At 75.0% G+C, this 12791-nt stretch carries 11 protein-coding genes; all 11 read right to left on the bottom strand.

Translation table 11 applies throughout. The features are described from left to right. Positions 1-753 precede the first annotated feature (753 nt). Entirely contained in the window at positions 754-1515 is a 762-nt protein-coding gene (locus ABT247_RS25705; protein ID WP_350746435.1) for a sulfite exporter TauE/SafE family protein, read from the bottom strand. A 159-nt stretch (positions 1516-1674) separates the two neighbouring features. Next, a complete protein-coding gene (locus ABT247_RS25700; protein ID WP_350746432.1) occupies positions 1675-2733 on the bottom strand; it encodes a ketoacyl-ACP synthase III family protein in 1059 nt (352 codons plus the stop codon). After that, the gene (locus ABT247_RS25695) at positions 2730-3701 is read right to left on the bottom strand and encodes a hypothetical protein (RefSeq protein ID WP_350746430.1); all 972 of its coding nucleotides are present in this window, start codon (positions 3699-3701) and stop codon (positions 2730-2732) included. Before ABT247_RS25695 ends, ABT247_RS25700 begins: the two co-directional genes overlap by 4 nt. Beyond that, positions 3698-4957 carry a cytochrome P450 gene (locus tag ABT247_RS25690; protein WP_350746428.1) on the bottom strand — a complete coding sequence of 420 codons (1260 nt, stop codon included), beginning with the start codon at positions 4955-4957 and terminating at the stop codon, positions 3698-3700. Before ABT247_RS25690 ends, ABT247_RS25695 begins: the two co-directional genes overlap by 4 nt. Beyond that, on the bottom strand, positions 4954-7839 hold the full coding sequence (locus ABT247_RS25685; protein ID WP_350746426.1) for a PEP/pyruvate-binding domain-containing protein: 2886 nt from the start codon (positions 7837-7839) through the stop codon (positions 4954-4956). The genes ABT247_RS25690 and ABT247_RS25685 overlap by 4 nt, the downstream gene beginning before the upstream one ends. After that, on the bottom strand, positions 7832-8521 hold the full coding sequence (locus ABT247_RS25680) for a nitroreductase family protein (RefSeq protein ID WP_350746423.1): 690 nt from the start codon (positions 8519-8521) through the stop codon (positions 7832-7834). Before ABT247_RS25680 ends, ABT247_RS25685 begins: the two co-directional genes overlap by 8 nt. Continuing rightward, complete coding sequence (locus ABT247_RS25675; protein WP_350746420.1) at positions 8518-9186, bottom strand: methyltransferase family protein; 669 nt, start codon at positions 9184-9186, stop codon at positions 8518-8520. The genes ABT247_RS25680 and ABT247_RS25675 overlap by 4 nt, the downstream gene beginning before the upstream one ends. Next, entirely contained in the window at positions 9183-10052 is an 870-nt protein-coding gene (locus ABT247_RS25670) for an AfsA-related hotdog domain-containing protein (RefSeq protein ID WP_350746417.1), read from the bottom strand. The genes ABT247_RS25675 and ABT247_RS25670 overlap by 4 nt, the downstream gene beginning before the upstream one ends. Before the next feature lie 1138 nt (positions 10053-11190). Further along, on the bottom strand, positions 11191-11385 hold the full coding sequence (locus ABT247_RS25665; RefSeq protein ID WP_350746414.1) for a hypothetical protein: 195 nt from the start codon (positions 11383-11385) through the stop codon (positions 11191-11193). Between the two features lie 835 nt (positions 11386-12220). Continuing rightward, complete coding sequence (locus ABT247_RS25660; RefSeq protein WP_350746411.1) at positions 12221-12361, bottom strand: hypothetical protein; 141 nt, start codon at positions 12359-12361, stop codon at positions 12221-12223. Then, the gene (locus ABT247_RS25655) at positions 12355-12579 is read right to left on the bottom strand and encodes a hypothetical protein (protein WP_350746408.1); all 225 of its coding nucleotides are present in this window, start codon (positions 12577-12579) and stop codon (positions 12355-12357) included. Before ABT247_RS25655 ends, ABT247_RS25660 begins: the two co-directional genes overlap by 7 nt. Positions 12580-12791 lie beyond the last annotated feature (212 nt).

The raw sequence follows: 12791 nt of genomic DNA, 5'->3' as shown, positions 1-12791 counted from the left end.
CGCTCGTCCTCGACGGATGTCGAGGACGAGCGGCGACGGGCATGCGACCGCCTGTTCTCCCCACGTGTTCAACTGCTCAAACACGGCACTTGAACACGCACCCGCGGCGATCGGCGCACGGAACGGCGAGTGGAGACCGCAAGGGCCGGCACGAGCGTCCACCGGGCCGCGCGCGGCCGCACCCCTCGGACGGAGTGCTCGCGGACGGGTCGCCCCGGCCGGAGGATGACGCCGAGCAGCGGCACCACTAAGGTGAATTCCGCGGAGAGATCCCGGGTTGACGGCAGGCCTGCTCATGACGCCTCTCGAACGCGCCCGCACGGTCCTTTTCCGGGCCGGCCGAAATCGGATCGATGGATTCGGCGGGATTCCCTCGACGTCGTCCGCCGCACCGGTGCGAGTGTGCGAAGTGGATTTCCCCGCCACACCGCCCGGTGTCCAGGAGCGGCCGATCCGGACGACCGGGCGGCACACAGGCTCCAGGGCGCTGCCCTTCCCCCGGGGGCAGCGCCCTGGTCGCGGCCGACGGGACGAGCGCACACGAAGGGCCGGACTCGTCAGGCCGGTGCTCCGAGGGGCAGCGGCGCGAGCGGGTACACGACCCCCCTCTCTCCCTCCCCTCCCCTCCCCTCCCCTCCCCCCTCTTCTCCCCTCCCCGAGGCGTCCCGGTGGTCAGGTGAGGGCGCAGGTCGCGGCGGTCAGGGGCAGCGGCGCGGGGCATCGGCCCGTGGTCCGCGAACGCACCGGGGGTGCTCAGTTGACCAGCAGCCGGGTGACGGCTGCCAGGCCGACCAGGACGATCGTCGCGCGCAGCGCGGACGGCGGGAGTCGGCGGCCGATCCGCGCGCCGAGTTGTCCGCCGAGGGTGGAGCCGACGGCGATCAGCCCGACAGCCGCCCAGTCGATGTGCGAGGTGAACAGGAAGAAGCAGGCGGCGACGGCGTCCACGATCAGGGCCAGCACGTTCTTCGTGGCATTGAGCCGCTGCATGTCGTCGGCCAGCAGCATGCCCATCAGGGCGATCAGCAGCACGCCCTGCGCCGCACCGAAGTAACCGCCGTAGACGCTGGTCAGGAAGACCCCCGCGGTCAGCAGCGGTCCCCCGGCTGCGCCCTGGGCGCCGCCCTGGCGGCGGGCGGCCATCGCCCTGGCGATCCGCGGCTGGATCACCACGAGGACCAGCGCCAGCAGGATCAGCGCCGGCACGATCACGGTGAAGGCCCGGCTCGGCAGCTTCACCAGGATGTACGCGCCCAGCAGGCCGCCCAGCAGGGCAGCCGTGCCGAGCCGGAGCAACCGGCCCGTCTGGCCGTCGAGTTCGCGACGGTAGCCGAGCGCGCCGCTGAGCGAGCCGGGGACCAGGCCGATGGTGTTGGACACGTTGGCGGTGACCGCGGGCACACCGAAGGCGAGCAGCACCGGGAAGGTGATCAGCGTGCCGGATCCGACGATGGTGTTGATGGTTCCGGCACCGACTCCCGCGAGCAGGACGGCCGCCATCTCCCACGCTGACATCTTCCATCCCCTTCGATCGGTGTTGTTTCGGCTCGGGACGAGCATGCCGGACGGCCGGGGCGCGAACCAGTGGTACCAACTGCCAACGCCGCGGCGCCTGTTCGGCATGTGCGTGGCGCAGGCCCCGCCCCGGTGCGGGGCGGGTGCAGGACGGGGGCGTCACCAGGTGGGGTGGTCCAGGACCTCGACGACGGCGGCGGCGAGGGAGATGCCGCCGCCGTTGCCCATCAGCAGGACGTGGTCGCCCGGACCGACGGCGCCGGTGTCCACCAGATGGGCCAGGGCGAGGAACTGGTCGCAGGCGCCCAGGTGGCCGACGGTACGGCCGAGGTCGAGCATGCCGCGCTCGGGCGCGATGCCCAGGGGGCCCAGCAGGGCCTCCACGTACCGCGGGCTGCCGCTGAACACGTGGGTGACGCGGGTGATGTCGGCGCAGGTGACACCCGCCTCGTCGATCGCCTGCCGGGCGAGGGCGGTGCGGGCCTCGGCGAGTTCGCGGGCCATCGTCAGGCGCAGGTCCCGGTCCTCCACCTGCTGCGCGTAGGCGCTCATCCGCCGGCCCAGCGGGATCCGGGGGCCGCCGCCCGCGGCGGCCGGCGGGAACATGTCCTCCGTGCCGCGGTAGAGCCGCTCCCAGGAGGAGAGCGAGGACAGGGCGAGCGAGCGGATCCGCAGGGGACCGGCGGTGGCGGACAGCAGCGCGGCGCAGCCGGCGTCGCCGAGGATCGACGCGCGCCCGGTGTTCCAGCCGTGCGCGTAGGTGAACCGGTCCCACGACGGCGTGCCGAAGTTGTCCGCCGCCGAGACGAGGACGGCGGACCCCTGCGGGGCGTGGACCAGGTGGCCGTGCGCGAGGCGGGCGGCGTCCAGCATCGCCGTGCAGCCCTGGTTCAGTCCGATCGCCGGTGCCGTGGTGCCGAGGACCTGGTCCTGCACGTAGTTCGCGGCGTACCAGCCGTCCGGGCCCTGGTGGTAGACGCCCGCGTGCACCACCAGGCACACCTTTTCGGCCGTCAGGCCGGAGCGCTTGAGGGCGAGCCGGGCGGCCTGGGCGGCCAGTTCCGGCGCCGGGGTGTCGTCGGCCACCGACACGCTGGTCCAGCCGCCGTCGCGGGCCTGCTGCGCGCCGGGGCGCCCGGCGGTGACCGCCTCGGCGATCGGCCACAGCCGGGGCAGGTGGCCGGCCAGCCCCGCGATGTACAGGTGGTCCGTCTTCACGAGGTCCTCCCCAGGCCGATCAGCAGATGGCAGACGAAGACGGCCGGCAGGTAGCCGGCCACCGCCGCGCCGGGCCAGCGCGCCGCCGCGGCGCGGGTGAAGCTCCGGGCGGCGCTGACCGCGAGGACGGCGGGCAGCAGTCCCAGCCAGCCCCACCACCCGGCCGCCCCTGCCGCCCAGGGGCGCAGCACCGCCAGCGACGCGCCGGCGGAGCCGGCGGCGAAGACCAGCGCGAGCACGACGGTCGCGCGCAGGCCGAAGACCCGTACGTAGGTGCGTTCGCGCGGGCCCGGATCGCGCACGATCTTGCGGGCGAGCTCGTGGTGGGTGGCCGCGAGCATGATCACCAGCAGCGGCGGGAGCACGTGCCGGCCCGCTTGCCGGAGGGAGCCGGTGTCCAGGCCGGTGTCGTGCAGGAAGACCGCGTACAGGTAGAGGTTGAGCAGGATCTGTACCGGGGAGCTCAACAGGACGCCGGTGATCACCGCGTCCCCGCGCGGCCACCCGAAGCGTAGTTCCGCGCCCACCAGCAGGGTGGTGTAGGTGAGTTGGGCGGCGAGCAGGAGCAGGGCGGCCTGGTTGCCCGCGTTGAGGAGCAGCAGCAGGGCGGCGCCGGCGGTGGCGAGGAGGTGGAGGTCGGGTGGCAGCACGGCGCCGCGGGCCAGCGGGCGGGCCGGGTTGTGGCGCCGGTCGTAGGGGAGGTCGCGCAGGTCGTCTGCGGCCCGCAGGAGCAGGAGGTCGACCAGGACGGTCAGTGCCGCCACCACGGTGCCCCACCCGGGGCGCCAGTGCGCGGCGCGCCCGTCGGCCGCGGCGAACAGGCCGGTGGCGCCGAACGCCCATGCCAGGGCGAACACCAGCGAGAACGGCAGCGGGAAGCTGCCGCGCACGAACGCGCCGAGGCGAACGGCGAGCGGACCGGGGCCGGTGGGGGCGGGGGCGGTCGGGAGGGCGGGGTGGTCGGTCATGCCGGCCGCTTTGCGGCGGGTCGGGTCGCCCGGGCGGCGCTCCAGCGCACCGGGAGCCGCCAGAGGCCGTTGATGAACATCGTCCGGCGCCATTGCAGTTCCTTCTCGGGGACGGCGAGTTCGAGTACGTCGAAGCGGCGTAGCAGCGCGTTGACGGCGATCTGCAGCTCGGCGCGGGCGAGTTCGGCGCCCGGGCACAGGTGGCGCCCGTAGCCGAAGGCGAGGTGGGAGGCGACGTCCGGGCGGTCGGGGTGGAAGGCGTGCGGGTCGGCGAAGACGGCCGGGTCGCGGTTGGCGGCGTCGGTGAGCGGCACCACGATCTGACCGGCCGACACCGGGCAGCCGCCCAGCGCGGTGTCCTCGGTCACCAGGTGGGGGGCGCCACCGGTGTTGTTGAGGGAGGTGAAGCGCAGCATCTCCTCGATCGCCGCGGGGGTGCGCCCGGGCTGGCGGCGGAGCGTCTGGGCCAGGGCGGGGTGGCGCAGGAGCAGCAGCACGCACATGCCGAGGGAGTTGCCGGTGGTCTCGTAGCCGGCCATCAGCATGCCGGAGCCGAGGGCCACCACTTCCCGGTCGGACAGCCGCCGGTCGGGGTCGCCGTCGGGCCGGGTCGCCAGTGCGGTGAGCAGGTCCTCGGGCGGGTTTGCGGTCTCGGCGGCGCGCCGCTTGTCGGCGATGAGGGCGGCGAAGTAGTCATCCGTCCGGGCCTGGGCGGCGGTGATCTCCTGGGGGGTGTGGCCGGAGGTGGACATGAGGATGTCGACCTCGGCGCGCAGCAGGGCGCTGTCGTCCACCGGCACGCCGAGCACCTCGCAGATCACCTGGAGCGGGAAGGGCACGGTGAAGGCGCCCACCAGGTCCGCCTCGCCGGCGGTGGCGCCGGCGGTCAGCTCGTCGAGCAGGCGCTCGGCGAGGGTCTCCAGACGCGGGCGCAGCAGACGGACCTGGCGCGCGGTGAATGCGGGGAGGATCGCCCGGCGGCGGCGGGTGTGGTCGGGCGCGTCGGCGGTGGCCAGCAGGACGGACTCGCTCCTGCGGGCGAACAGCGGGCGGGCGAGTTCGGTGTAGCGGGCGCGGCTGAACCGGTCGTCGCCGAGGACGGCGGTGACGTCCTGGTGCCGTGTCACGAGGAGGGCGGGCCGGCCGCTGGACAGCCGTACCGGGTGCGGTGCGCCGGTGCGCAGGGCGTCCTGGTAGCCGTCGGGCGGGCGGACGTCGCCGGCGGGTGGGAAGGGGAAGCGGGCCGGGTGGGTCATGTCGTCTCGCCCTTCGGGGTCGTGCGGGCCTCGGCGGTGTCGGTGGTCGTGGCGGGTGCGGATGCGGCGCGGTCGGCGCCGGCGGTGGCGGTGGTTTCCGGGGGCTGCTCGGACGGCGGGAGCAGGCGCACGGTGCCGGCGGTGCCGTCGATCTCGATCCACGCGCCGTCGGGGATCGCGGTGGTGGCGCCCGGGACGGCGACGACCGTCGGGACACCGAGCAGGCGGCCGGTGATCGCGGTGTGGGACAGCAGGGTGCCCCGTTCGACCACCATGCCCGTGGCCGACATCATGAGGAACAGCCAGCCGGGGTCGGTCTCCCGGGCGACCAGGATCCGTCCGGCGGCCAGGTCGGGATCGGTGGAGGGGTCGAGCACCACCTTCGCCCGGCCGCGGACCACCCCGCTGCTGGAGCCGATGCCGCGCAGGAGGTCCTCGCTCGTCGTGCCGGCCGCGCCGACCGCAACCGCCTGGGGCAGGGCCCGGACGAGCGGTGGACCGGCGGGAGTCCCCAGCAGGGCAGGACGTTGCGGGTTGTGGGCCCACCGCTCGCGCTGGGCGCGGCGCAGCGCGACGAGCGCGCGCAGGTCGGTGACGGTGGCGGTGCCGTCGAACGCGCCGATGACCTCGTCGACGGTCAGGTCGGCCACGTCGAGCCGGTCGTCGAGCACACCGGTGCGGGCGAGTTCCGCGCCCAGCTTCCACATCACGTCGCGGGAGAGTCCGAACAACTGGGTGCGGCAGAACCGGGTGTCCTCGCGGATGCGGGCGAGGTCCCGGGCCAGGGAGGTGATGGCGAGCAGGGCGGCGCGCTTCGCCGGGTTCGGGCACACCGCGCGCAACTGCTGGCGGGCGCGTCGGGCGGCGGCCTGCTCGCCGGCGCGGTTGGCCGCGACGGTCGCTTTCTGGCGCACCAGCGGCCGGATCAGGGCGAGCACGGTCCAGGGGCGCTGGCGGGGTGTGGGCTCCTCCAGCTTGAGGTCGTGCAGCGCGCGGTCGCCGTAGCGGGCGACGTAGCCGCGGGCGGCGTCGGCGACGGCCACGCCGTACCGGCCGGAGACGATCTGCTGCCACAGCTGCTGCGGGTCGCTGCGGTCCTCGAGCACGGCGGCGCGCAACTGGGGTGCGGCGCTGACGAGTTCCGCCAGGGCCATGGCCGCGCGGACCGCTTCCAGGGAGCGGTTCTCCCTTCCGCCGCCCATGAGTTCGACCAGGGTCTGCGGGCCCTGGCCGGTCCAGCGGCGCAGCAGGGCGCCGCCCGCGCGGAGCACGATCAGGGTGATGAACGCGTTGACCAGGGTCACCCCCCAGCGCTCGCCGGCACGTTCCCACAGTCTCCGGTAGAAGGCGATCAGTTCCTGCGGCGAGTCGCCGACGGTCTGCGCCTCGGTCATCTGCCGGTCCCACCAGCGCAGGAAGCTCTTCACCTGCCAGGGGTGCAGCGCGCTGCGCCAGGCCAGCCCGGGCAGGGCGCGGATGACCGCCGGCGTGGGCCAGCGGCGCTCGCCGCGGGCGGGGCCGGTGATGCCCATGGCCTGCTCCCAGCCGCGGCGGACCAGTTCGAACACCGGCATCTGCCCGTGCAGGGCGTGCCAGTCCTCCAGCCGGTAGTAGACCTGGCCTTCCAGGTAGCCGACCATCCGTGCGAGCCGGTGCGCGTTGTCCCGGACCCAGGGCCGGGGCACGCCCATCCGCCGGTAGAGGTCGGTGAAGGAGCGGCGGTAGAACTCCCGGGACTGGGAGAAGGTGAGCGCGCCCGAGACGCCGGGGAAGCTCTCGGTGATGTTGTGGTTGCCCCAGTAGACGCGGGCGGGCTCGTCGCCCGCCGGGCCGGCGGTCGTGGCGGTGCCGGTGGCGTCGGTGGTGGTGGGCGCGGGCGGGGTGAGGACCATGGGGCGGGCCTGCACCAGGTGGATGGCCCCGTCCTCGGTGAGGGCACCCTCGATGTCCTGCGGAACGCCGAAGACCTCCTCCACCCGGGCGGCCAACTCCGCCACCGCGCGCACCTGCTCGTCGTCGAGCACCGGCAGGTCGGCCAGCCGCTCGGCCACCGGCAACCGGACCGGTGCCCCGGCCAAGGCCCCCTCGGGCCGACCCATGAGCCACTGCTTGTGCACGGTCCGCGCGCTCACCTCGCCGGTGGCCGGGTCGTGGAAGAAGTGGTCGATGTCCGCCTTCTCCTGGACGACGCCCTCGCCGATGCCGTACGCGGCCGCGACCACCCGGCGCGGCGAACCGTCCCGGGGGTCGCGGGTGAACGCCACGAACGAGCGGGTGCCGAGGACCATCCGCTGCACGCCGACCGCGACGCGGGCGCGCAACGGGTCCAGTCCGCGCAGGATGCGGTAGCGCACCGCCTGCGGGTTGAACGCGGAGGCCCAGCAGCGCACCACGGCGTCGGCCAGTGCGTGCTCGTCGACGTACAGGAAGCTGTCGCTCATGCCCGCGAGCGGGTCGACGGCGCTGTCCTCCCCTACCGCCTCGTCCGCCGGTCCGGCCCCGGCCGGGGGCTGCGGCGCGGTCGCCGGGACGACGCAGGCCCGCACCGCGACCAGGCCGTCCCGCCCGGCCAGCACGGCGAACTCCGTGCGGAGCCGTTGCGCCAGCGCCGCGGGCAGGCTCGACGCGGCCAGCGCCGCCCGGGCCTTCGCGCACCATGCCTCCACCGCCTGCGGCCCGGCGCCGTCCGCGGGCACCGGCGGCAGCGCGGGGCGCAGCGCGTCCAGGGCCTCGTCGAAGGCGGCGGCGGGGAGGCAGAAGAACTCCGGGACCCGGAATCCGGCGCGCCGCAGCACTTCCTGACGTGCGAACTTGTTCCCGACCTGTGCGGCGTCCGCGAGCGCGTCCTCGTCGGCCGCCGTGGTCACCACGAGTTCAGTCATCCGATCCACCGCCCCGTGTCCTGCCGCCCCAGCCGTCCAGGTGCAGCACACCGTCCACCGGCCGTCGCGGCGCCGGTTTGAATCCGTCCCCGAGCACGTGCGCGGTGGGGATCAGTGCCCCCTGGCGCACGTCGCCCGGCAGTCCGAGGATGTCGGCGACCTCCTCCTCGGCGTCCAGGTGCACCGTCGTCCACGCCGTCCCGAGTCCGCGGGCGCGGGCGGCGAGCATGTAGCTCCAGGTGGCCGGCAGCAGCGACCCCCATACGCCCGCCTGGTTGCCGGTCGGCAGTGGCCGTCCGCCGAGTTCCAGGCACGGGATCACCAGGACGGGCACCTCGTGCAGGTGTGCGGCCAGGTGCCGGCCGCCGGCCAGCATCCGGTCGGACACCGCGCCGTCGGCCGCCCCCGTGGCGCCGTGCCGCGGGTAGCGGGCTTCGAAGGCCCGCCGGTACACCTGCGCGATCCGCCGGCGCCGGGCGTCGTCGCTCACCACCAGCCAGTGCCAGCGCTGCCTGTTGCCGCCGTTGGGCGCCTGGAGGGCGATCTCCACGCAGGCGCGCACCAGCGCGAGGTCCACCGGGCGTGTCAGGTCCAGCCGCAGGCGCACCGACCGGGTGGTGGTCAGCAGTTCGTCGGGGGTCAGCGGCACCGTGACCCGCGCCGGGCGGGCGGGGGCGCTCACCACAGTCCTGGCACGAGGGCGGGGCGCTCGGCCGCGTAGGCGCGGTACCCGGGGATGTTCACCAACATGCGCTCCTCGGTGCGGATCCGGAAGGTGATCGCGGCGGCCAGCGCGACGAGCAGGGCCAGGCTCAGCGGGTTCAGGAAGAAGCCGACGAAGCCGACGTGCGCCGACAGCATGCCCGCGTAGGCGGGGTGCCGTATGAAGCGGTAGACGCCCCAGGTGACGACCTGGTGGTCGGTCTGCCGCGTGACGTGGTGGGAGTAGAACCGCCCCAGCGTGTGGATCGCGACCTGGCGCAGCACCACCCCGCCGGCGAACACCGCCGCCGGGACCAGCAGCAGCGGCGACCAGGTGTGCCAGGGCAGCGGGCCGAGCACGGCCGCGGACACGGTCGCGATGCGGGCCGCCGCGTAGAGCAGCAGCGTCGCGGATTCGCGGGGCGCGGCGCCGGAGGTCCGGAAGGTGACCGGGATCTCGACCGCCAGCCATCCCAGGTAGCAGGCGACCAGGGCGGCGGCGACCAGGTCCACCGGCTCGCCGGCGTGCCGCAGGTGCGTCACCAGCCCGGTGCCGGTCGCGAGCACCGCGACGACGAACAGCAGCTGCGGTGCCCGCACCGCCCAGGACGGGCCCGTGCCCGCCTTCTGTTCCACCCTGCTCATGTGGCGGCCCTGCGCTTCAGGTAGCCGGCGCGGCTGAGGGTGTGGACGCCGATCTCGCACCAGCCGTGCCGCTCGCCGCTCGCCGCGTCCGCCACCGTGAACGCGAACACCGAACGTGCCCCGCGTGCCGGTGCGAACTCCCACCGCAGCTCCAGGGGTACGGCGACCGGCAGACCGGTCGGCAGGTCCGCGTTCAGCGACAGCCAGAGCATCTGCGCCTGTGTGTCCCGGCCGTGGGCGGTGTGGCCCAGCATCGTCGCGAGCTGCCGGGACGACTCGATCAGGGCGGCCGGTGTGTGCACGCCCGCGCCCGCCAACCGGTGGTGCGGCGGCGGCACGAGCACGGCCGCCCGCTCGGTCCGCACCAGGCCGCCCACCAGGACGTTCTCCGGCCGGAGCCGGTGGACCAGCGCCGGGTCCGCCGGGGCCCGGGCCCCGCACGCGGCGCCGGGCACCACCGTCTGCGCGGAGCCGGGCACCGCCGTCTGCGCGCGGCCGGCCGGTCCTGCGGGTCCGGTGAAAGCGGCGGTGCCCACGGTCGCCCGGCAGACGGTCGCGCCGTCCTGGACGGCGGTCAGCTGCCACGCGGGCCCGTCACAGGCCGCGACCGGTTCACCGCGCAGCCACACCGGCCGGCCCAGCTCGCACATCCGGTCGAAGGTCATCGACAGCCGTAACCGGCCGCCTGCCGCTTGCGTCCACCTCGGATCCCTCGCCCGGACCAGGTCCAGCACGCCGGCCACCAGCAGCATTCCCGGCACGTGGTCGAGCGGGTGGTCGAAGAAGCACCGGTCCCCCTCGTCCACCACCACGGGATCAAGCACACCCGGGTCGTCGGACATGTCCGAGGGGCCCGTCGTTTCCATGGACAACGTACTCAAAGCCATCCCCCAAGAGTGATCTGACGATCAATCAGAAACTGATGGTTACTCAGTTAGGTGTGAGACGCCTGATACTGCGGATGTCACGAGGACCGAGGAAACCATCGATGACCAGTCCGATCAACCCGCTCCGGTGCACACCCGCGACACGACCGCGTCGCCGTCCCCCGGCCCGATCGGGGCCGCCGCGCCGTCCGCCGCGCTCACCCGGCGAGGACGCCGCCCGCACCGCACCGCACCGCTTCCTCGACGGCGAGGCCCCCGGCTACACTCCCGACCCGGGGACAGAGCGGCGGCCGTCGCGCCCCGTGCTGCGCGTGGCGCCCCTCGCCGGGACCGCCCGTCGGCGATCCGCGGCTCCAGCGCCCGAGCCCCTGGCCGCGCACCCGGCGAGACGGGCCCGCCGAGGCGGAACGGGCACGCCCGCAACGGCAGCGGCCGCCACGGGATCCGGCTCCCCGGCCAAGGAAGGCGTTCGACCGGTGGAGCTGCCGGCGCCGCCGGCGCCCGGGATGCCAGCGCCCGCGCTCACCTGCCGGGCGGCGGCACAACGGCGGGCCGGCAACAGGCCGCGACGACAGCCCGGCGGCGACCGGACAGCAACGGCAGGCGGCGGACGACGGCGGGCAGCGACGGCTGCCCGGCCACGACCGCCCGATACCCTCGCGGCCCGCCCGAAGGACCGAGGGCGGCGGTCCGCACGCCCGGGTCGGGCGGCGTGGCCGCCGCGGTGCGCCGGCACCCCCGCACGCACGGGCTCGCGCCGCCGAGGGGCCCGGCCGTGTCCGCGGCAGCTGTCCGCGGCTCCACCGCGATCCACGGGCGTCCCCTTTTTCCGCCCGGACACCGTCCCCCTGCGCAGGTCAGCGGCGTGGGAGGGGACCGGCGCCCGGTGCGGCAGCCTGCGGCGCGCGGTGGCGGCCCCGGGCCGTCCTGGGGTGATCCGGCAGCACCGGTGACGGCATCGCGGTGTCCGTATCCCGCTTCCGGCCACCTCCAGGGGCACTCATGAACACCGCCGGCGAACGGCCCTGCGCGCGGCCACGACCGCGGTCGGCGCCGCGCGCCCGGCCGCCACCGCGACCACGTCCGCGAGCGCCGGCACCAGGGCGCGCTCCATCCGCTACCGGGACTTTGGGTACGCCGCCACGTGCGTCCAGTGGGCGTGGAACGCCGACGTCTCCGCCATGGACTCCCCCACCCCGCAGATGGCCCTGGACGTCGACGGCGTGTTCGGCGACCAGACCCCCGCCGCGGTGAAGTCCTCCCGGCGCAGCGCCCCCGCCGCCGACGACGACGGCGTCGTCGGTCCGGTCACCGGCAACCACCTGTGGACCAACCGGCTCGACAAGAACCACCCGGAGTGCTCCCTGTCCGTCCCGACGCAGGTCTGGCGGTGCCGGCGCGCCCTCACCCTTGCGCCGGGTGCGGGCGCGCCTCGTGGCCACGGTCGAAGGAGCCGGGGCACGTGCGGCTCCCCGTGCGGGGTCCGGTGGCGCGGCCCCGGGACGGTCGCGGCCGAGCCGCCCGAGGCGCCACGGCGTACTCCTGCGCGCTGGGCAGGCACGGCGACATGGTGCCGCCCCAACGGAAGGTCAGATCGCCCCAGCCACCGTTCTCCAGACCACGGCCGGCGGCCGACGGCCGGCGGCCGGCGGCCGACGAAGCGGAAAACCGCGCCGATACCCCGGACGCGAACCGGGCCGGCACTCCAGGCGGTCGAAGCCGGCCTCTTCGGTCAACCCCGACATCGATCCCCCGGACCCTGTCCGCGCGGCTTCGTTCCGGGCGCAGCGCAGGGCCTCGTACCGACACCGTCGGGGTAGCGGGCCACAGTCGGTCCGGGTGGTCGGTTGCCCGCCGGTAGGCCGGTGGTGTGGCGGCCCGGCGCCAGTTGCGGGTGAGGGCCAGCAGCCCGGAGTACCACGGGCCGCGCGGGCCGGTGGCGGGGAGCTGCTGGCCGGCCGGGACGGCCGACCACGGCGGGTGCGGCTCCGCCCAGTCCTCCGGCTGGCGCTGGCCGGCCCGGCCGTCGCTGCCGCGCGCCGGAACGGCGGCGAGCTGCTGTGGGTAGACGGCGGCGGGCCGGCCGTGGATCAGCTCCGGCTGCGCGCTCTGGCCGCGGTAGGCGGCGAGGGTGCTGTCCACGCCGCCTACTTCCCCTCGGCCGCCTGTTCGGGCACCAGCGCGGCCCGGGCCGGGCCGGCGGCGTGGCTGAGCTGGCGGAGCGCGCCGACGTACACCTCGTGGTCGACCATGGCGGAAAGGACCGCGCCGAGCTGCCCGGTCAGCACCGGGAACGTCTCCGGGTCGAGCGCGGCCGGCGCGCGCCGGGTGGCGCCTGGGCGGACTTTGGATCGCGGTGGTTGACGAAGCTCGCGCTGCCCGGGGTCAGCAGGGGCAACCGCCGGTGGGTGACGATCGCCTGCTCGGCTGTCATGCCGGCGGGGAGGGCGTCGGCGAGCTGCGGCTCCACCGGGCGCTTGCCCAGCTGCGGGCCGATCGAGATCAACGTCGTTCACGCTCTGCTGCCGACCAAGGATGGTGTTCTGCGCCGACGCCTGGCAGGCTTCGTCACCGCCGTCCCGCACCGGCGCGTTCGGCACCGGCTGATGGTGGCGCGCCGCCGCACGTCCGTCTCTTCTGTGTGCGGTGCGCCAGATCGTCCGGGGCGTCGCTTCCGTCGGTGAAAGGTACGCGCATGTCAGGTCGGAGGGGCGAGAG

Origin of the sequence: Kitasatospora sp. NPDC001539 (genome assembly GCF_040298565.1) — a bacterium.
GTDB lineage: Bacteria > Actinomycetota > Actinomycetes > Streptomycetales > Streptomycetaceae > Kitasatospora.
This window is presented reverse-complemented; position numbering and strand designations above follow the sequence as displayed.